Annotated in this window: 17 protein-coding genes; 13 read left to right on the top strand and 4 right to left on the bottom strand. The window is 57.0% G+C overall.

Annotated features, from left to right (window positions below; genetic code table 11):
* Window positions 1-38: 38 nt before the first annotated feature.
* Window positions 39-533, bottom strand: a complete 495-nt coding sequence (lrp, locus tag ACL2XO_RS09590; RefSeq protein WP_005287608.1) for a leucine-responsive transcriptional regulator Lrp — start codon at window positions 531-533, stop codon at window positions 39-41.
* Between the two features lie 537 nt (window positions 534-1,070).
* On the opposite strand from lrp, the gene trxB reads away from it, so the two are divergent.
* The 5 genes from trxB to infA all read left to right on the top strand — a co-directional run bounded on the left by trxB (window position 1,071) and on the right by infA (window position 6,892).
* Complete coding sequence (trxB, locus tag ACL2XO_RS09585) at window positions 1,071-2,039, top strand: thioredoxin-disulfide reductase (protein WP_203522219.1); 969 nt, start codon at window positions 1,071-1,073, stop codon at window positions 2,037-2,039.
* A gap of 205 nt (window positions 2,040-2,244) precedes the next feature.
* Entirely contained in the window at window positions 2,245-4,008 is a 1,764-nt protein-coding gene (gene cydD, locus ACL2XO_RS09580; protein WP_413742595.1) for a heme ABC transporter permease/ATP-binding protein CydD, read from the top strand.
* A 2-nt stretch (window positions 4,009-4,010) separates the two neighbouring features.
* Entirely contained in the window at window positions 4,011-5,732 is a 1,722-nt protein-coding gene (gene cydC, locus ACL2XO_RS09575; protein ID WP_413742594.1) for a heme ABC transporter ATP-binding protein/permease CydC, read from the top strand.
* A 120-nt stretch (window positions 5,733-5,852) separates the two neighbouring features.
* On the top strand, window positions 5,853-6,581 hold the full coding sequence (gene aat, locus ACL2XO_RS09570; protein WP_132927828.1) for a leucyl/phenylalanyl-tRNA--protein transferase: 729 nt from the start codon (window positions 5,853-5,855) through the stop codon (window positions 6,579-6,581).
* 92 nt (window positions 6,582-6,673) lie between these two features.
* Entirely contained in the window at window positions 6,674-6,892 is a 219-nt protein-coding gene (gene infA, locus ACL2XO_RS09565; RefSeq protein ID WP_002211347.1) for a translation initiation factor IF-1, read from the top strand.
* Between the two features lie 301 nt (window positions 6,893-7,193).
* Here infA and clpA read toward each other — a convergent pair whose 3' ends face one another.
* Window positions 7,194-9,467 (bottom strand): ATP-dependent Clp protease ATP-binding subunit ClpA, encoded by a 2,274-nt coding sequence (gene clpA, locus ACL2XO_RS09560; protein ID WP_132922664.1) that lies wholly within the window; start codon window positions 9,465-9,467, stop codon window positions 7,194-7,196.
* A gap of 27 nt (window positions 9,468-9,494) precedes the next feature.
* Entirely contained in the window at window positions 9,495-9,815 is a 321-nt protein-coding gene (clpS, locus tag ACL2XO_RS09555) for an ATP-dependent Clp protease adapter ClpS (RefSeq protein WP_132922665.1), read from the bottom strand.
* Between the two features lie 370 nt (window positions 9,816-10,185).
* Here clpS and cspD point away from each other — a divergent pair, with 370 nt between their 5' ends.
* The 5 genes from cspD (at window position 10,186) to ltaE (ending at window position 15,742) form a co-directional block, all read left to right on the top strand.
* A complete protein-coding gene (gene cspD, locus ACL2XO_RS09550) occupies window positions 10,186-10,407 on the top strand; it encodes a cold shock-like protein CspD (protein WP_132922666.1) in 222 nt (73 codons plus the stop codon).
* 292 nt (window positions 10,408-10,699) lie between these two features.
* A complete protein-coding gene (locus tag ACL2XO_RS09545; protein ID WP_413723780.1) occupies window positions 10,700-11,653 on the top strand; it encodes a VirK/YbjX family protein in 954 nt (317 codons plus the stop codon).
* Window positions 11,654-11,804: 151 nt separating this feature from the next.
* Window positions 11,805-12,707, top strand: a complete 903-nt coding sequence (locus ACL2XO_RS09540; RefSeq protein ID WP_413723779.1) for a lysine exporter LysO family protein — start codon at window positions 11,805-11,807, stop codon at window positions 12,705-12,707.
* A gap of 170 nt (window positions 12,708-12,877) precedes the next feature.
* Window positions 12,878-14,599, top strand: coding sequence for a ubiquinone-dependent pyruvate dehydrogenase (gene poxB / locus ACL2XO_RS09535; protein WP_413723778.1), 1,722 nt, complete (start codon window positions 12,878-12,880; stop codon window positions 14,597-14,599).
* Between the two features lie 90 nt (window positions 14,600-14,689).
* Complete coding sequence (gene ltaE / locus ACL2XO_RS09530; RefSeq protein WP_413742593.1) at window positions 14,690-15,742, top strand: low-specificity L-threonine aldolase; 1,053 nt, start codon at window positions 14,690-14,692, stop codon at window positions 15,740-15,742.
* Here the strand turns inward: ltaE and ACL2XO_RS09525 are convergent.
* Window positions 15,704-16,594 carry an N-acetylmuramoyl-L-alanine amidase gene (locus tag ACL2XO_RS09525; protein WP_253073510.1) on the bottom strand — a complete coding sequence of 297 codons (891 nt, stop codon included), beginning with the start codon at window positions 16,592-16,594 and terminating at the stop codon, window positions 15,704-15,706. The two genes, ltaE and ACL2XO_RS09525, sit on opposite strands and share 39 nt — an antisense overlap.
* Before the next feature lie 220 nt (window positions 16,595-16,814).
* On the opposite strand from ACL2XO_RS09525, the gene ACL2XO_RS09520 reads away from it, so the two are divergent.
* The 3 genes from ACL2XO_RS09520 to artJ all read left to right on the top strand — a co-directional run bounded on the left by ACL2XO_RS09520 (window position 16,815) and on the right by artJ (window position 19,270).
* Window positions 16,815-17,366, top strand: a complete 552-nt coding sequence (locus ACL2XO_RS09520) for a lipoprotein (RefSeq protein WP_413742592.1) — start codon at window positions 16,815-16,817, stop codon at window positions 17,364-17,366.
* 428 nt (window positions 17,367-17,794) lie between these two features.
* Window positions 17,795-18,523 carry an arginine ABC transporter ATP-binding protein ArtP gene (gene artP, locus ACL2XO_RS09515; RefSeq protein WP_132922672.1) on the top strand — a complete coding sequence of 243 codons (729 nt, stop codon included), beginning with the start codon at window positions 17,795-17,797 and terminating at the stop codon, window positions 18,521-18,523.
* Between the two features lie 15 nt (window positions 18,524-18,538).
* Complete coding sequence (artJ, locus tag ACL2XO_RS09510; RefSeq protein WP_132922673.1) at window positions 18,539-19,270, top strand: arginine ABC transporter substrate-binding protein; 732 nt, start codon at window positions 18,539-18,541, stop codon at window positions 19,268-19,270.
* Window positions 19,271-19,273: the final 3 nt, after the last annotated feature.

The raw sequence follows: 19,273 nt of genomic DNA, 5'->3' as shown, positions 1-19,273 counted from the left end.
GTAACCTTAAAAGCAGTCTTTTGCACCTGTGGTGTTTCTTAACGCGTTTTGATGACCAATCTGTTGCTTTGTTTCACTTCTTCCATCACCACATAGGTCCGGGTATCGTTAACCCCCGGCAACCGCAGCAATGTTTCACCCAGCAGCTTGCGATACGCCGACATATCCGGCACCCGCGTTTTCAGCAGGTAGTCAAAATCCCCCGACACCAGATGGCATTCCTGAATTTCTTCCAGCTTTTGTACAGCGGTATTGAATTGCTCAAACACATCGGGCGCGCCCCGATTAAGGGTTATCTCAACGAAAACCAGTAAAGACGCATCCAGATAATGCGGATTAAGCAAAGCGGTATAACCCTGAATGAAACCCTGACGCTCGAGACGACGCACCCGTTCCAGACAAGGGGTCGGTGATAGTCCTACCCGTTTCGAAAGTTCGACGTTCGAGATCCGTCCATCCTTTTGCAGTTCGTTAAGGATGTTGCGGTCGATACGATCGAGATCTTTTCCCGGGCGTTTTTTATTGTCTACCATTATTATTGTCTCTCTTCATTCCTTCCCTGCACTTGCCATACCCCTGCCGACTTCAATGTTTCAGGGTTTGCTTTAAAGACCTGCTGTTTGTTTTATTCTAAGGTCTGCCATTTCCACTGCCGCGCACGCTGTCTGTCCAAACCGCGACAGCGGCAGAAGAGAATTCTGCCTGGAAGAAATTTACCGGCTGAACATGCGGCCTATCGGCGGCTCCGCCGACCATCCGAATGGCGATTAACCGAATCGACACCAACCGAATAATTTCTTCTTACCTGATGTTTTCGCAAAAGCACAGCGGATTGTCAAAGTAAAACAACAAAAATCAGAACAACATGCCGATAAAATCGGGTGTAGGGCCCTTGGCAGGGGGTAAAAAAGCTTTATTTACCCGATCATGCCCTGATGGAGCATTAAAACGCCGTAGAGATAGGACATAACAATGATAATAATCGCTAATGGCTTTTTGCATTCTTTTCTTAATCTGGTAATTTTCTTACAATCGGATAGCTAAATCAGTGCGGCTAAAATGAGGAAACCATGTCAACGGTGAAACACAGTAAATTACTTATCCTGGGATCGGGCCCGGCGGGTTATACCGCTGCGGTTTATGCCGCGCGGGCCAACCTCAACCCAGTTCTTATCACCGGTATGGAGCAAGGCGGCCAATTGACCACCACCACCGAGGTGGAAAACTGGCCGGGGGATCCGGAAGGCCTGACCGGTCCCTTGCTGATGGAACGCATGTACGCCCACGCAGCCAAATTCAACACCGAAATCATCTTCGACCATATCAGCCAGGTGGAACTTAAAGAGCGGCCGTTTCGCCTGACGGGCGATAACGGTGTTTATACCTGCGACGCGTTGATTATCGCCACCGGCGCCTCCGCGCGCTATCTGGGCCTGCCCTCTGAAGAGGCGTTCAAGGGCAAAGGCGTGTCGGCCTGCGCCACCTGCGACGGCTTTTTCTATCGCAACCAGAAAGTGGCGGTGGTGGGCGGCGGGAATACCGCGGTGGAGGAGGCGCTGTATCTGTCGAATATTGCCGCCGAAGTGCACCTGATTCATCGCCGCGATACGTTCCGTTCTGAAAAAATCCTCATCGACCGGCTGATGGAGAAAGTTAAAAACGGCAATATCGTTCTGCATCCCGACCGGACGCTGGAGGAAGTGTTGGGAGACGAGAGCGGCGTGACCGGCGTGCGCCTCAAGCACGTTGTTCGCGGCGATAGCGACGCCCTTGAGGTGGCGGGGGTATTCATCGCCATCGGCCATAGCCCCAATACCGCGATTTTCGGTGACCAGCTGGCGCTGGAGAACGGCTATATCCGCGTGCAGTCGGGTATTCACGGCAACGCAACCCAGACCAGCATCCCGGGCGTGTTCGCCGCCGGCGATGTGATGGATCATATCTACCGCCAGGCCATCACCTCCGCCGGCACCGGCTGTATGGCGGCCCTGGACGCCGAGCGCTACCTGGACGGTCTGGCGGCGGTCAACGATCGTTAACGGCAACCTCCCGCCAACGCCAACGCTGCGGCGGGAGAGCATGCGGGTCTATCCATCTCTAAATTGCCGCTTCTTATTTTCTCCTTACCGCCAACCGGGTAATATGTCGTCTCGCCGGGGCAGCCTAAAGCCGCCCCGGCCTTTCGCATCCCTACGCGGGATTTTTGCCTTAAATGCATACCACAGCGGCTGAAATCGTTTTCCAATGAATAAAACTCGACAATACGTGCTGGTCCGTTGGCTCAAATCGCAAAGTGCGCTGGTGAAGCGCTGGCTCCGCCTCTCGCTGCTGCTGGGCCTGTTCAGCGGGGTGGTTATCGTCGCCCAGGCCTGGGTGCTGGCCCGTCTGCTGCAGGCGCTGATCGTGGACCATCAGCCGCGCGCCGGGCTGCTCAACGAATTTTTCGCCCTGGCCGCCCTGTTTGTCCTGCGGGCGGTCATCGGTCTGCTGCGGGAGCGCGCCGGTTTTATCGCCGGCCGCATCCTGCGGCGGGAAATACGCCGCCAGGTGCTCGATCGCCTGGAGCTGCTGGGGCCGGCCTGGATACAGGGTAAACCCGCCGGGAGCTGGAGCAGCCTGCTGCTGGAGCAGATCGAGGATATGCAGGATTACTACGCCCGCTACCTGCCGCAGATGTACCTGGCCGGGCTGGTGCCGTTGCTGATTTTGGCGGTTTTATTCCCCATCAACTGGACGGCGGCGCTGATCCTGTTTTGCACCGCGCCGTTGATCCCGCTGTTTATGGCCCTGGTGGGTATGGGCGCCGCCGACGCCAACCGGCGCAACTTTTTGGCGCTGACCCGGCTGAGCGGCTATTTCCTTGATCGCCTGCGGGGGCTGGATACGCTGAGGCTGTTCAACCGGGCGCAGGCGGAAACGGCTCATATCAGCCGCGCCAGCGACGATTTTCGCCTGCGCACCATGGAAGTACTGCGCCTGGCGTTCCTCTCCTCCGGCGTGCTGGAGTTTTTCGCCTCCATCTCCATCGCGGTGGTGGCGGTTTATTTCGGTTTCTCCTACCTGGGGGAACTGCACTTCGGCAGCTACGGCGCCGGCGTTACGCTGTTTGCCGGTTTCCTGGTGCTGATCCTGGCGCCGGAATTTTTTCAGCCGCTGCGGGATCTGGGGACGTTTTATCATGCCAAGGCGCAGGCGGTGGGCGCGGCGGAATCCCTGGTCACTTTTTTGCAGTCCGACACCCGCGCACAGGGGGGCGGTGAACTGGAGCCGGACTTTGGTTCCCTGACCTTGTCCGCGCAGCAACTGGTTATCCTGGCGCCGGACGGCAGCCGGCTGGCCGGTCCGCTGGATTTCACCCTCGAGGCCGGCCGGCGGGTGGCCATTGTCGGGGAGAGCGGCGCCGGTAAAAGCTCGCTATTGAACGTCTTGTTGGGGTTCCTGCCCTATGAGGGCTCATTGCGCCTGAACGGCCATGAGCTACGGGACGTATCGCCCCAGCACTGGCGCAGGCAAATCGGCTGGGTAAGCCAAAGTCCTTTTTTGCCTGCCGACAGCGTGCGGGACAATATCCTGCTCGGCAAGCCCGACGCGAGCGGCGAGGAGCTGGAACGGGCGGTGGACGCTGCCTATGTGCGGGAATTCCTGCCGCTGCTGCCTCGGGGAATTCATAGCGCGGTGGGGGAAAACGCCGCGCAGCTGTCAGTGGGACAAGCGCAGCGGGTCGCCCTGGCGCGGGCCATGTTGCGCACGCCGGCGCTGCTGTTGCTGGACGAGCCCACCGCCAGCCTGGATGCCCATAGCGAAGCATTGGTGATGCAGGCGTTGGACAGCGCAACCCGCCGGCAGACCACGGTTATGGTAACCCATCAGTTGGCGGATATCCGCGAGTTCGATGCCATCTGGGTGATGGGCAACGGCCAAATCCTTCAGCAGGGGCGCTACAGCGGGTTGGCGGTCCAACCCGGTCCGTTTGCCAGCCTGCTGGCCCATCGCCTCGGAGGATGCTGATTATGCGCGTATTACTGCCCTTTTTAGCGTTATATCGCCGTCACGGCGGCCGCATTGCCTTGGGGATGCTGCTGGCCATCGTCACCCTGCTGGCCAGCATCGGCTTATTGAGCCTGTCGGGCTGGTTCCTGGCCGGCTCGGCCCTGGCGGGAACGGCGGGGTTATACACATTCAATTACATGCTGCCGGCGGCCGGCGTCCGCGGCGCGGCAATTACCCGCACGGCGGGACGCTGGGCGGAGCGGGTAGTAAGCCATGACGCCACCTTCCGCGTGCTGCAGCAGCTGCGAATCGATATTTTTACCAAAATACTGCCCCTCTCCCCCGGCGTGATTGCCGGTTTTCGCCAGGCCGAATTGCTCAATCGTCTGGTGGCGGACGTGGATACTCTCGATCACCTGTATTTGCGTGTGCTGTCGCCGCTGCTGAGCGCGCTGGTGGTTTCCCTGGTGGTCACCCTCGGTTTATGCGCCCTGGACGTCAGGCTGGCGTTGACGCTGGGCGCCATGATGCTGGCGGTGCTCGTTGTGTTCCCGCCGCTGTTCTATCACGCCGGTAAATCCATCGGCCGGGACTTAACCCGCCTGCGCGCGGCGTACCGGCTGCATCTGGTCACCTGGCTGCAAGGCAATGCCGAGCTCACCGTCTACGGCGCCGCCGGGGACTACCGTCGTCAGCTGGATGAAACAGAACGTCATTGGCAGCGGCGGCAACAGCGGCAGGCCGGGCTGGCCGCCCTGTCCCAGGCCCTGCTTATCCTGCTTACCGGACTGGCGGTTACCCTGCTGCTGTGGCTGGCGGCCGACGACGTCGGCGGGGCATGGATTGCGCTGGTGGTCTTTACCACCCTGGCGTCCTTTGAAGCCCTCGGCCCGGTTGCCGGCGCCTTCCAGCATCTCGGTCAGGTGATGGCTTCCGCCGTGCGCATCACCGATATCATCCGCCGCGAGCCGGCGGTGACTTTCCCCGCGAACGGACCACAGGCTGCGGACAGCGCCGCCCTGTCGGCGGATAATATCCGCTTCACCTATCCCGGGCAAAAGCAACCGGCCCTCAACGGGCTGTCGCTGCACATCGCCCACGGGGAACACGTGGCCATACTGGGCCATACCGGCAGCGGCAAATCCACGCTGCTGCAATTGTTCACCCGTGCCTGGGATCCGCAGGCCGGTGAAATTCGGCTGAACGGACAGGGACTTTCGCAATGGAGCGAACCGGCCCTGCGATCCATGATGGCGGTGGTGCCGCAGCGGGTGCATGTCTTCAGCGCCACCCTGCGGGATAACCTGCTGCTGGGCGCCCCCGCGGCGGACGACACAAAGCTTAGGACCATGCTGGAACACATGGGGCTGGAAAAGCTGCTGGGGTCCGAGGGCCTGGATGCCTGGCTGGGCGAAGGCGGACGTCAGCTGTCCGGCGGTGAGCAACGCCGGCTCGGCATTGCCCGCGCGCTGCTCCACGATGCGCCGCTGCTGCTGCTGGATGAACCCACGGAAGGGCTTGACGCCGCCACCGAGCGGCATATTCTGGCATTATTGCAGCAACTGGGACGGCAAAAAACGCTGGTTATCATCACGCACCGGCTGCAGGGCCTGGAGCTGATGGACAGGATTTATGTGATGGACCAGGGTAATTTTACTGAACAAGGCACTCATGGTGAATTAATGGAAAGCAGGGGCCGCTATTACCATTATCATCGCCCGGAAGAGGTCTATACCGAATAGCTTTCGAGTTACAGCAAGGCGGCAACTTGAAAGATGAAGGGTATAATCGGATCAGCGGCACAGCAAACAATTACCCGGTAGCCCTGTTGACCGGCATAGGTGAATATGACGAGAAGTAATATGCGATTATACCGGCTGTCTCCCAATTCATTACAGTTTCCCGCCCCGACATCAGCGCTGCATGAACCCAACGGGCTGCTGGCGTTTGGCGGCGATTTATCCCCGGAACGTTTGCTCATCGCTTATCAACAGGGGATTTTCCCCTGGTATTCCCCTGGAGACGTCATATTATGGTGGTCGCCGGACCCCCGCGCGGTGCTGTTCCCCGAAGAGTTCCATGTCAGCCGTAGCCTCAGGCGCATCATGCAGCGCTGCCCCTACCGTATCACTCTTAATCATGCTTTTGGCGAAGTCATGGCGTCCTGCGCCGAACGAGGCCAGGAAGGCACCTGGATCGGTCCGGAAGTGGAAATCGCCTATCAGCGGCTGCACTTGCTCGGCCAGGCGCACTCCATCGAAGTCTGGGACGGCGATACCCTGGTGGGGGGCATGTATGGCGTGGCCCAGGGAGCGTTGTTTTGCGGCGAATCCATGTTCAGCCGCCGGGATAACGCCTCGAAGATTGCCCTGCTGACTTTTTGCCGTTTCTTTAGTCAACAGGGCGGAAAACTGATAGACTGTCAGGTATTGAACTCACATACGGCCTCGTTAGGCGCGAGGGATATTCCCCGACGCGACTATCTCGCCCTGCTGGGTCAGTTACAACCTTTAACGCTGGCACCTCATTGCTGGCAACCACAAACCCTCTCTGTCGTCACCTTAAACAGTGAACCGGATTCCGGTGAATGACGCGTTGTTCTTCATCACTTCTTTACATAATGAGGGTTTTTCGGCATTATCTTGCCGGTTAAAAACTATGGTATTCAAACCTAGAGGATTCGATGGCCAAAGAAGACAATATTGAAATGCAAGGCACGGTACTGGATACATTGCCTAACACCATGTTCCGCGTGGAATTGGAAAACGGGCACGTGGTAACCGCACATATCTCCGGTAAAATGCGTAAAAATTATATCCGCATCCTGACGGGCGACAAAGTCACAGTTGAGCTGACCCCGTACGACCTGAGCAAAGGCCGCATTGTCTTCCGTAGCCGCTGATAGGCTTCTTTATCGCTGATATCCGCCCGCAGTAGCGCGCCGGTATCCCGCCCAAGCAATTGCAATAAACCATAACATTCATACCGGCGTCCTTAAACGGCCCGGTATGATGACCCGTGCCCGCAAAGCAATAAGGGCGACCCAAGCCCTTATCACCGAAGCGTGAACCAAGCCTGTTAAAGAGAGTGCCCCATGGAGGCTATACCAGCAGCATTCAATGCTGCAGCGGCCAGTTTTTATGCAAAAAAAAAGCGATGCCAACCGGCATCGCTTTTTTTCTTTCCCGCCGAACGGCGGCGGCTTAATGAACCACGCCTTCCGTCTTGCGTTTTTGCGCGCTCAGGAAATCATATTTAAGCTGTTTTTTATCCGCATCCAGCTCAACCTTCACCGACCCGCCATCCACCAGAGTGCCGAACAGCAGCTCATTGGCCAACGGTTTCTTCAGGTTTTCCTGCATGACACGGGCCATCGGCCGCGCACCCATGGATTTGTCATAACCCTTGGCCGCAAGCCAGTCGCGCGCTTCATCGCTGACTTCCAGCGAAACGCCCTTGGCATCCAGCTGGGCCTGCAGTTCGACGATGAATTTATCCACCACCAGCTGAATGATTTCTGGGGACAGATGGTTGAACCATATAACGTTATCCAAGCGGTTACGGAACTCCGGCGTAAAGATTTTTTTGATCTCGCCCAGGGCATCGGTGCTGTTATCCTGTTGGATCATACCGATACTCTGACGCTGGGTTTCCTGCACGCCGGCATTGGTGGTCATCACCAGGATCACATTGCGGAAATCCGCTTTGCGCCCGTTGTTATCGGTCAGCGTACCGTTGTCCATCACCTGCAGCAGCAAATTGAACACATCCGGATGCGCCTTTTCGATTTCATCAAGCAACAACACCGCATGGGGATGCTTGAGCACCGCATCGGTTAACAGGCCGCCCTGATCGTAGCCCACATATCCCGGAGGCGCGCCGATAAGCCTGCTGACCGTATGCCGTTCCATGTATTCCGACATATCGAAGCGCAGCAATTCGATATCCAGCGCTTTGGCCAACTGCACCGTGACCTCGGTTTTACCCACCCCGGTAGGACCGGCGAACAGGAATGAGCCCACCGGTTTATGATCCTGGCCCAACCCGGCCCGGCTCATTTTGATGGCTTCGGTCAAGGCTTCAATGGCCTTATCCTGGCCGAACACCAGCATCTTCAGGCGATCCCCGAGGTTTCTCAGCACATCCCGATCGCTGGCGGAAACCGTCTTCTCGGGAATACGGGCAATGCGCGCCACCACCGACTCGATATCGGAAACATTAACGGTCTTTTTGCGTTTGCTCACCGGCATCAGCCGGCTGCGGGCACCCGCCTCGTCTATCACGTCAATGGCCTTATCGGGCAAATGACGATCGTTGATGTATTTCACCGCCAGCTCCACCGCCGCGCGCACGGCTTTAGCCGTATAACGCACGTCGTGGTGGGCCTCGTACTTGGTTTTCAGGCCGGTAAGGATCTGAACCGTTTCTTCCACCGACGGCTCGGTGATATCAATTTTCTGGAAACGACGCGCCAAGGCGCGATCTTTTTCAAAGATATTGCTGAATTCCTGATAGGTAGTGGATCCCATCACCCTGATTTTACCGCTGGAGAGCAAGGGCTTGATCAGATTCGCCGCATCCACCTGTCCGCCGGAAGCAGCGCCGGCGCCGATAATAGTATGGATCTCATCGATGAACAGGATGCTGTTCTGATCCGACTCCAGCTGTTTGAGCAGGCCTTTGAAACGCTTCTCAAAATCACCGCGGTATTTGGTGCCGGCCAGCAATGAACCGATATCCAATGAATAGATGGTGCAATCGGCAATGACTTCGGGCACGTCCCCCTGCACGATACGCCATGCCAGCCCTTCGGCAATGGCGGTTTTGCCCACACCCGATTCACCCACCAGCAGCGGATTGTTTTTACGGCGGCGGCACAGTACCTGAATAGCGCGTTCCAGTTCGCGCTCCCGCCCTATCAGGGGATCGATCCCCCCTACACGGGCGAGCTGGTTGAGATTGGTAGTGAAGTTTTCCATACGATCCTCCCCGCCTGCCTGCTCTTCATTAACCGGATTTTCAGGACCGGGTGCCTGCGTCTCATCTTTGCGAGTACCGTGAGAAATGAAATTCACCACATCGAGGCGGCTGACGTCATGCTTACGCAGCAGGTAGGCCGCCTGGGATTCCTGTTCGCTGAAGATGGCCACCAGGACATTGGCCCCTGACACCTCGCTGCGTCCTGAGGACTGAACATGGAAAACCGCACGCTGCAGTACACGCTGAAAGCTGAGCGTAGGCTGCGTATCGCGCTCTTCGTCGCTGGTCGGTAAGGTCGGCGTGGTTTGTTCTATGAAAGCTTCGAGTTCCTGGCGCAGCGCCACCAGATCGACCGTGCAGGCCTCGAGCGCTTCTCGCGCTGAAGGGTTACTGAGCAACGCCAGCAATAAATGTTCAACGGTCATAAACTCATGCCGGTGCTCACGCGCTCTGGCGAAAGCCATATTTAAACTGAGTTCCAGTTCTTGATTGAGCATTGGCACCTCCCCAAATAGATTGCCTGTTCAGGCCTTTTCCAGCGTACAAAGCAACGGATGCTCATTTTCCCTGGCATAACGATTCACATGGGCGACTTTGGTTTCAGCGACTTCGGCGGTATAGACCCCGCAGATAGCCTTGCCCTGATAGTGAACCGTAAGCATCAGTTGCGTTGCACGTTCAACATCATAAGAAAAGAACTTTTGCAGTACGTCAATAACAAATTCCATCGGTGTGTAATCGTCATTGATAAGTATCACTTTATACATTGACGGGGGTACTACCAGCTCTTTCACCAGTTCTTCGGCAAGATGCTGTTCACCCGGTCTATCGCTTGTCTTACCCATCGTCTTTCCGTCAAAACGTCTTTAAAGCCTGGAGAGTTAGCTGTGGCAGGCGTAGAGCCTTATCGCCCCAACTCCGTCATTATTACAAGTTTAACATCGGATGCTGCTTAATGCCCCTTGCCGTTACCTATATCTGTAATAGGATTTCGATCGCAGCAATGGTATTACGATTTTGTCAAAAAAGTGTCAATAGCGTTACCTGCTTCAAAGTTTGGTAATGTCATCCGCCAACTGCCCCCGCATCCACTTGACCTATTGTTCCTATCCTCTAGAGTGTACTTGCGTAAGCCGTCGTGGTTTTGACGGATAAAGCTTACGACGTCAACAATCCTCATCACATATAAGATTCTGTTGCGAGGGATGTACAAACATGGAGACGGGTAAAGTTAAATGGTTCAATAACGCCAAAGGTTTTGGGTTTATCTGTCCTGAAAGCGGCGGCGAGGATATCTTTGCGCATTACTCAACAATCCAGATGGACGGTTATCGAACGCTCAAAGCAGGGCAAGTGGTCAGATTCGATGTTCATCAGGGCCCCAAGGGGAACCACGCGAGTCTGATTGTGCCTGTTGAAACCGAGACTGTCGCCTGATAACACGCCTCGCGATTAATGCATAATGATATTAATGAAATGCCAGTGCGTATCGCTGGCATTTTTTCTGCTATGCCGCTTATCCCGCCTACTCAAGGTATAACATTTTTATTTTAAGACGCAAGCATAATTATGTCTGTCACAAAGAGTATCTTGCTTATGATTTTTGCCATCATCATAAACCGCATTTAAACGCTTGTTTTTCCCATGCCGTCGGAAGGCCGCCATTATGTCGCGGTTTAGCCCGATTTTGCTGAAATAGGTATTTTCTTGCTTCCAGGGCAGAATACCCATGTCACAAGTTGTATCCAACCGGGAACGCTCCCGCAACGGATTATCCGGCTGGCAGCTCGCGCTGTCCTTGTTCCGCGGCACGCTCGTGCCGGGCATTGCCTGGCAGCGCCGTTTCTATCGCTACAAGTTTATGCTGCGGTATCTTTACACCCATAGCTACTCCGGTCCCTGGCTTGAACAGCTGGCGAAATGCCCCCTGCTGACACAAATGCTGGCTTCCCAGCCCGGGCTGCCCTGCAAGCTGCACCGCCCCTATCTGGCCGCCAATATGAGCGCTGAAAAGCAGCTGGCCGCCCTGGGGCATCATTACGACTATATCCAGGCGCGCCTGCCCCGTCCCCTGCTTGAAGGACACCTGAGCCGGGACGGTTTTACGCTGGCGACGCTTACGGCCAAAAACGACCGGATTTTCCATTTGCGCCTCTGCTCTCTTGACCGGCTGAACCGAGAGGGCGAGGCAACCCTGCTGTTTTGCGACGACGGCAATGTCATGCTGGCGGAAATGACGTTCGTCATTACGCCCGAACGGGGGGCTACGCTCTTTATCGGCGGTTTGCAGGGCGGCCGCCGCCAGCTGTCCCACGAAACGATCCATTCGGCCACCAAAGCCTGCCACGGGCTGTTTCCCAAACGACTGGTGCTGGAAACGGCGATCCTGCTGGGAAGAGAAATGGGCGTGAACCAGATTCTGGCCGTGGGCAACCGAACACATATGCATCAGGAATGGCGCTATTTTTATAAAAGTAAACGATTCCTACATGCGGATTATGACAATTTCTGGCTGTCGATGAACGCACAACCGCAGGCGCAGGGATATTTCAGCCTGCCGCTGGGTATTCCGCGTAAATGCCTTACCGCCGTGCCCAGTAAAAAACGCGCCGAATACCGTCGCCGCTATGGGCTGCTGGATCAATTGGCGGCCCAGGTCTCCGGTCATTTTGAGCGGAGGTGACGGCCGCCTTCGGCCAGCGCTTCCCCCCACGACATGGGGGGAAGCCAGGAAGAATTGAAAACCTGTCCTGCATCGGCTTTACAGCGCTCGCCATTTTGTTTAGCTTAGGGCGGAATTTTCCCCCCGCCGTTCAAAAGGATGTGGCGCCCAAATGTATTCCGGCCTGTTAATAATCCTCATCCCGCTGGTGGCGGGCTATCTGTTGCCGCGGGTATCCCGCGCCTGGGCGCACCGGGTGGATCGCATCCTCAGCGCCATGGTGTATATCATCCTGTTTTTCATGGGCATAAGTTTGGCCTTTCTGGACAATCTTGCCGTCAACCTGCGCCTGATAGCCTGGTATGCGGGGGTGAGCGCGCTGTGCATTATGGCGTTCAACGGCGCCGCCCTCTGGTGGCTGGAAAAACGCCGGCCCTGGCCGGGGGCGCACCGCCAGGGCGTGCCCGCGCCGTCGCGGCTGCATATGGCCTTGGACTCGTTGAAACTTTGTCTGGTGGTGGTGGGAGGATTCGCCATCGGCCTGACACAATGGACATGGCTGAATGCGGCCTCCAAAGCCAGTGAGTTTGCCTTGATAATATTGCTGCTGCTGGTGGGAATCCAGTTACGTAACGGCGGCATGACCCTGCGGCAGATTTTGCTCAACCGGCGCGGCGCCACGGTGGCGCTGGTGGTGGCGGTAAGCGCCTTGGCCGGCGGTGCGCTGGCGGCCATGATATTGGGGCTGCCCCTGCGTACCGGTCTGGCAATGGCCTCGGCTTACGGCTGGTATTCCCTCTCGGGGATCCTGATGACCGACGCCTTCGGCCCGGTAGTGGGCAGCGCCGCCTTCTTCAACGATCTGGCGCGTGAACTGCTGGCCATCATGTTAATCCCCGGCTTGATGGGCCGCAGCCGCAGCATGGCATTGGGTTTATGCGGCGCCACGTCGATGGATTTCACCCTGCCGGTGCTCACGCGCACCGGCGGACTGGATGTAGTGCCGGCCGCTATCGTCCACGGTTTTTTACTGAGCCTGCTGGCGCCGATACTCATCGCCCTGTTCAGCGCCTGAAGATTTCCTTATACCGATTCCCGGCGGCCATGCCGGGCCGTCGTCCTGTGCCCCGGCATCGATAGCCATTACCTGCCCACCGCTGCCATTCCGCCGCCAAAAGGACTAAGCTTTAGCGGCACGAAAATGTTGACTCCAAATGAGCTTTATCATTGACCAAGGGGAACGCTATGAAACAAACCGTGGCATCATTGGTTGCCAAAACCCTCGAGCAAGCCGGCGTCAAACGTATCTGGGGCGTGACCGGCGACTCGTTGAACGGCTTAAGCGACAGTCTGAACCGCATGGGCACCATCCAATGGATGGGCACCCGTCATGAAGAAGTGGCGGCGTTCGCCGCCGGCGCCGAAGCCCATGTCACCGGTGAACTGGCGGTATGCGCCGGCTCCTGCGGTCCGGGCAACCTGCATTTGATCAACGGATTGTACGACTGCCACCGCAACCGGGTACCGGTGCTGGCTATTGCCGCGCATATCCCTTCCAGCGAAATCGGCAGCGGCTATTTTCAGGAAACCCATCCGGAAGAGTTATTTCGTGAATGCAGCCATTATTGCGAATTAGTATCCAATCCCGAACAACTTACCCAGGTACTGGGTATCGCCATCCGTAAAGCGGTGCTTGACCGCGGGGTATCGGTTATCGTCCTGCCCGGCGATGTGGCCTTGAAAGCCGCCCCGGAAGAGGGCACGCCCCTTTGGTATACCCCCCGGCAGCCGCTGGCGGTTCCGCCGGTGGGCGAACTGGAAAAGCTGGCCGCCCTGCTGAACCAGTCGGAGAATATCACCCTGCTGTGCGGCAGCGGCTGCGCCCAGGCTCACGATGAAGTGGTGCAGTTGGCCGGGCTGTTGAAAGCGCCGGTAGTGCATGCCCTGCGCGGCAAAGAATACCTGGAGTATGACAATCCCTACGATGTAGGCATGACCGGCCTGATAGGTTTCTCTTCCGGTTACCATGCCATGATGAACGCCGATACCCTGGTCCTGCTGGGCACGCGTTTTCCTTATCGGGCGTTTTATCCCACCGATGCAAAAATCATCCAGATCGATATCGAATCCGGCAGCCTCGGCGCGCACTGCCCGCTGAACATGGCCCTGGTGGGCGATATCAAATCCACGCTGGCGGTTTTGCTGCCGCGGCTGAAGGAAAAAACCAACCGCAATCATCTCGATGCGGCGCTGCAGCATTATCACGAAACCCGGCGCGATCTCGACACGCTGGCCAAGCCCAGCGGCAACAAAGCGATTCATCCCCAGTACGTGGCGCAGGAAATCAGCCGTCTGGCGGCGCCGGACGCCATCTTTACCTGCGATGTGGGCACGCCGACGGTTTGGGCGGCTCGCTACCTGACCATGAACGGACGCCGCCGCCTGTTAGGCTCGTTTAATCACGGCTCCATGGCCAACGCCATGCCGCAGGCGCTGGGCGCGCAGTCCGCGTTTCCCGGCCGGCAGGTAGTGGCGTTGTGCGGAGACGGCGGGTTCGCCATGCTGATGGGCGACTTTTTATCACTGATTCAGCTGAAATTGCCGGTGAAAATCGTTATTTTTAATAATAGCGTGCTGGGATTCGTCGCTATGGAAATGAAAGCCGGCGGCTACCTCACCGACGGCACGGATTTGCAAAACCCGAATTTTGCCGCCATCGCGCAGGCGGCCGGCATCAAGGGCATCCGGGTGGAAAAATCCGCCGACCTTGACGCCGCGCTGCAAGAAGCCTTTGCCACCGACGGACCGGTGGTGGTGGATGTGATTACCGCGAAAGAAGAGCTGGCGATGCCGCCGCAAATCAAGTTTGAACAGGCAAAAGGATTCAGTCTTTATATGCTGCGGGCCATCATCAACGGGCGCGGCGACGAAATAGTGGAATTGGCAAAAACCAACTGGCTGCGTTAAGGCTGACGGCTTCCGCCCGGGTTCAGGTTGTCCCGTTTCCGGGCGGTAATGCCATACGCGTGGTAGCCTTGAAAATCTAACGGAGTGAGCATGATCGATTTACGCAGTGATACCGTCACCTTGCCGAGCGATGCAATGCGCAGGCAGATGGCTGAAGCCGAGGTTGGCGACGATGTCTATGGGGATGACCCCACCGTGGCGGCGCTGGAAGCGGACGGCGCCCGCCTGAGCGGTAAAGCGGCGGCGCTGTTTTTTCCCAGCGGCACCCAGGCGAATCTGGTGGCGCTGCTGACCCATTGCCAGCGCGGCGAAGAGTATATCGTCGGGCAGCATGCGCATAACTACCGCTTTGAAGCCGGCGGCGCCGCGGTATTGGGCAGCATTCAGCCCCAGCCGCTGGAAGCGGACGCCGACGGCACGCTGCCGCTGGATAAAGTGGCCGCCGCCATTAAGCCGGACGATTTTCATTTTGCCCGCACCCGACTGTTATGTCTGGAAAATACCCATAACGGCAAAGTCATTCCCCTGGCTTATCTGCAACAGGCCTGGCAATTCAGCCGTGACCACAAGCTGTCGCTGCATATTGACGGCGCGCGGGTTTTTAACGCGGCGGTAGCATTGAATGTTCCCCTGACCGATATCAGCCAATATTGCGATACCCTGACCATTTGTTTATCCAAAGGTTTGGGTGCGCCGGTGGGATCGCTGCTGTGCGGCGGCGAAGACTATATCCGGCAGGCGAAGCGCTGGCGAAAAATGGTGGGCGGCGGCATGCGCCAGTCCGGCATCCTGGCGGCGGCCGGCCGTTATGCGCTGGAGCATAACGTACAGCGTCTGCGGGAGGATCATGACAATGCCCAGTGGCTCGGGCAACAGCTCGGCGCGCTGGGCGTGGAAATCATGGCTCCGGGCGCCCAGACCAATATGCTGTTTATCCGTCAGTCGCCGGAACTGGCCGCTAAGCTTGGCCCATGGATGCTCGGGCATGATATCAACATCGCCTCGGGCACCGTGACCCGTTTGGTGACTCATCTGAATATCAGCCGTCAGGACCTTGAAAAGGTGGTCCGGATCTGGCGCGAATTCCTGCATCATCATGGCGAACTAACGGGCGCCGCCCTCACGGGCGTCTACTTCCAGTAACGCATCAAGTATCGCCTCGGTTTCCGCGTCCGGCAGGCCGCGGAAATCAGTGGGGCGAAAGTGCATCTGGAAAGCCGCCACCGCTTTTTGCTGCAACGCCACAGGCATCCCCGGCGTCACGTCATAACCGTAGCGGGCCATACGCTGCAAAATAGCCGGCATCGCCACCCGCTGGCGAGGATCCCGTTTTCCCAGGTAGAAATGTACCCGATTCTGATCGGGCCAAATGCCCACTCCCGCCGCCGCCAGCTGCCGCCAGGGAAATAACGGGCCGGGATCCTGCTTGCGCCGCCAGGCGATGTCGCTGTGCCCCACCACATTAAACGGCGAAATATGATAACGTTTGATGATATCCCGGCTCAGGGCGATGACCAGCGCTATCTGATGAGGGGGATAAGGCGCCGCGTCATATCCCGTCAGCGTGCGGTAATAGCCGCCGTTTTCGATTTCGATGCCGATGGAAGTATCGTTAAGATTTTCACGCCCGCGCCAATAACTCTCCCCGGCATGCCAGGCCCGGCGCGATTCATCCACCAGCCGCAGGGCGGTAGGGATGCCGGCGGCATTATCAGGATGCAGCGGTATCAAGTAGTGGGCGCTGACCTGGCCGGTGGTGAGGGTTTTCATGGAACCGGTAAAATCTTCCGCGGTATAATGCAGCACCAGAAACTGAATACGCTCATCCGCTCCCGCCGCCTTTTGTGAGCTGTCTACATGGTAAAAAAGCGGCGCCGCCTTCTCTTTTTCCACCAGCAGATAGCCGATATAGCACAGGCATAATACGACAATGAGCCGAAACGCCCAGGTGATTCTTGCTGCCCGCGGTCTACCACGGCGTTTTCCGCTGTCCAAGCACCCTCTACCTCGTTTGAAAAAATCCCGAACAAATCGCGGGTATTCTCACCAGGTTACGCTCTGTCCGCAACCGGTTTAAAAGCCGCGGCGCGGATATTCTTGAGGTTCGACCGGTGGGCGGGATGAACAAAAGTGGCCGTTGCGCCACAACTGACTGTTTTTTCATTATACTCAATGGTAATTTCCCCTCTTTCCTTTGCTATTAACAAGGTTAACAATGAAAAAAAGATTGTTGGTACTGTTCCCCTTGGCGTTACTGTTGGGCGCCTGTACCCAGGTTGAACCGGCATACAAAGATATCGGTACCCGCATCGGCCCTTGCGCCGAAGGCGGACCGGATGATGTCGCGCAGCAATTTTATAACCTTCGCATACAGCAAGGCGTGCAGAGCCGGCCCGGCAGCGCCCAGTTGGCGCAATACCGGCCTTATCTGAGCGACGGGCTGTATCAGTTGCTCAGCGCTAGCCTGCAGGACAGCGGTAAAGCGGCTAAATTACCCGACGGGGATATTTTCAGCAGCAACGCCGCCGGCCCTGCCTCGGCCAGCGTCCACAGCGCTTCGCGCATCTTGAATACCGATGCCAAGAACATCCCGTTACGGGTGGATATGTCGCGTCAGCAAGGCGCGAACAGCCAATCCGTCCAGTGGCAGGATGAGGTGCTGATGATCCGCGAAGGCCAATGCTGGGCTGTGGATGACGTGCGCTATCTCGGTATGCTGTCCCCTGCCCCGGCCGGGACGCTGCGGCAGACCCTGGAAAAGCGCTAAAATCCGGAGCCGGAACCTGCAAGCCTGTGGTTTCCCATTCTCAACCGTGCCGGCCACGGGTTCGATTTGGCAAATGCGCATGGAGTTCAAGGGAGGAACAGGATGCTGGAAGAGTAAACCGTCCGCGCCAGGGATGACGGGTTCACGGCGTGTTTACGTTCCATCATCCTGTCCCGACCCTGCATATTTGAAGCGCAGCGCTGGAAAATTAAGACTGCCCGCGCCTCGTTGTGGTGCACAGGCAAGCGGTCCATAGCGGGACAACGAGTCAACAGAGCATATAACCGGGAAATTGCCCGGCACAAAGACCTTTTGTGCTGTCCATGATATTATTACCCACCTAAATGTAAATTTTGATCATGGCGGATTGCATCAATCGTCCGTCAACGTTAACATCTGCCGCCTCAATGGCTATTCAGTTTCAACGCATGAGTATTCAACTAAACCATATCGACTGTTTTTACGGCGCTTATCAAGCGCTGTTTGATATCACGCTTGAATGCCCGGCCGGGGAAACGCTGGTGCTTCTCGGTCCCAGCGGCGCAGGCAAAAGTTCGTTGCTGCGGGTGCTTAATCTGCTGGAGATGCCGCGCGCCGGCGAGTTGGCCATTGCCGGTAATCATTATGATTTCCGGCATGGGCCCGGCGAGAAGGACATCCGTGAACTGCGGCAAAATGTCGGTATGGTCTTCCAGCAATATAATCTCTGGCCGCATCTCACCGTGCGGCAGAATTTGATCGAAGCCCCCTGCCGGGTGCTCGGCCTGTCGCGGGCGCATGCCAATGAACGGGCCGATAAGCTGCTGGATCGCCTGCGCCTGACGGATTTCAGCGATCGTTTCCCGCTGCATTTATCCGGCGGCCAGCAGCAGCGGGTGGCTATCGCCCGCGCCCTGATGATGGAACCGCAGGTTTTACTGTTCGACGAACCCACCGCGGCGCTGGATCCGGAAATCACCGCGCAAATTGTCAGTATCATCCGCGAATTGGCCCAGACCGGCATCACACAGGTGATCGTCACCCATGAAGTCGAGGTAGCACGTAAGACTGCCAGTCGCATCGTTTATATGGAAAACGGCCGCATTGTGGAACAGGGGGATGCGACACATTTTGCCCGGCCGCAAACCGAGGCCTTTGCTCACTACTTATCGCATTAAATATTTGGACAAAAAATGAAAAAATTGATTATCGCCGCCGTATTGGCCGGAATGACCGCTTCAGCGGGCGCAGCCGAAACCATTCGTTTCGCCACCGAGGCCTCTTACTCTCCGTTCGAATTCGTCGATGCCAATAATACCATCCAAGGTTTTGACATCGATCTGGCCAATGCCCTGTGCAAGGAAATGCAGGCACAATGCACCTTTACCAATCAGGCGTTTGACAGTTTGATTCCCAGCCTGAAATTCCGCCGTTTCGATGCGGTGATTTCCGGAATGGACATCACCCCGGAACGCTTGCAGCAAGTCTCTTTTTCCCAGCCCTATTATGAAAACTCCGCGATTTTTATCGCGCAAAAAGACAAGTTTACCGATTTGGCTTCCCTTAAGGGCAAACGCGTAGGTATGCAAAACGGCTCCACCCATCAGAAATTCCTGCAGGATAAACACCCGGAAATAACCGCGGTTCCGTATGACAGCTACCAGAACGCCGTGCTTGACTTGAAGAACGGTCGTTTGGACGCGGTATTCGGCGACAGCGCGGTGGTGAACGAGTGGCTTAAGAAAGATAATTCCCTGGCGACGGTGGGGGATAAAATCACCGATAAAGCCTATTTCGGCACCGGTCTGGGTATCGCGGTACGCCAGAATAACGCCGCCCTGGTGGATCAATTCAACACCGCGCTGAACAAAGTCAGGCAGGATGGGACTTACCAGGCCATTTACCAGAAATGGTTCAAGAAGTAATCC

This window comes from Sodalis sp. RH15, from assembly GCF_047324255.1.
GTDB lineage: Bacteria > Pseudomonadota > Gammaproteobacteria > Enterobacterales > Enterobacteriaceae > Acerihabitans > Acerihabitans ligni.
The sequence above is the reverse complement of the archived record's forward strand: the minus strand, read 5'-3'. Positions and strand labels throughout refer to the sequence as shown.

Coding starts and splice junctions, on each gene's coding strand:
- lrp (WP_005287608.1), bottom strand. CDS start 533: ATGGTAGACAATAAAAAACGCCCGGGAAAAGATCTCGATCGTATCGAC.
- trxB (WP_203522219.1), top strand. CDS start 1,071: ATGTCAACGGTGAAACACAGTAAATTACTTATCCTGGGATCGGGCCCG.
- cydD (WP_413742595.1), top strand. CDS start 2,245: ATGAATAAAACTCGACAATACGTGCTGGTCCGTTGGCTCAAATCGCAA.
- cydC (WP_413742594.1), top strand. CDS start 4,011: ATGCGCGTATTACTGCCCTTTTTAGCGTTATATCGCCGTCACGGCGGC.
- aat (WP_132927828.1), top strand. CDS start 5,853: ATGCGATTATACCGGCTGTCTCCCAATTCATTACAGTTTCCCGCCCCG.
- infA (WP_002211347.1), top strand. CDS start 6,674: ATGGCCAAAGAAGACAATATTGAAATGCAAGGCACGGTACTGGATACA.
- clpA (WP_132922664.1), bottom strand. CDS start 9,467: ATGCTCAATCAAGAACTGGAACTCAGTTTAAATATGGCTTTCGCCAGA.
- clpS (WP_132922665.1), bottom strand. CDS start 9,815: ATGGGTAAGACAAGCGATAGACCGGGTGAACAGCATCTTGCCGAAGAA.
- cspD (WP_132922666.1), top strand. CDS start 10,186: ATGGAGACGGGTAAAGTTAAATGGTTCAATAACGCCAAAGGTTTTGGG.
- ACL2XO_RS09545 (WP_413723780.1), top strand. CDS start 10,700: ATGTCACAAGTTGTATCCAACCGGGAACGCTCCCGCAACGGATTATCC.
- ACL2XO_RS09540 (WP_413723779.1), top strand. CDS start 11,805: ATGTATTCCGGCCTGTTAATAATCCTCATCCCGCTGGTGGCGGGCTAT.
- poxB (WP_413723778.1), top strand. CDS start 12,878: ATGAAACAAACCGTGGCATCATTGGTTGCCAAAACCCTCGAGCAAGCC.
- ltaE (WP_413742593.1), top strand. CDS start 14,690: ATGATCGATTTACGCAGTGATACCGTCACCTTGCCGAGCGATGCAATG.
- ACL2XO_RS09520 (WP_413742592.1), top strand. CDS start 16,815: ATGAAAAAAAGATTGTTGGTACTGTTCCCCTTGGCGTTACTGTTGGGC.
- artP (WP_132922672.1), top strand. CDS start 17,795: ATGAGTATTCAACTAAACCATATCGACTGTTTTTACGGCGCTTATCAA.
- artJ (WP_132922673.1), top strand. CDS start 18,539: ATGAAAAAATTGATTATCGCCGCCGTATTGGCCGGAATGACCGCTTCA.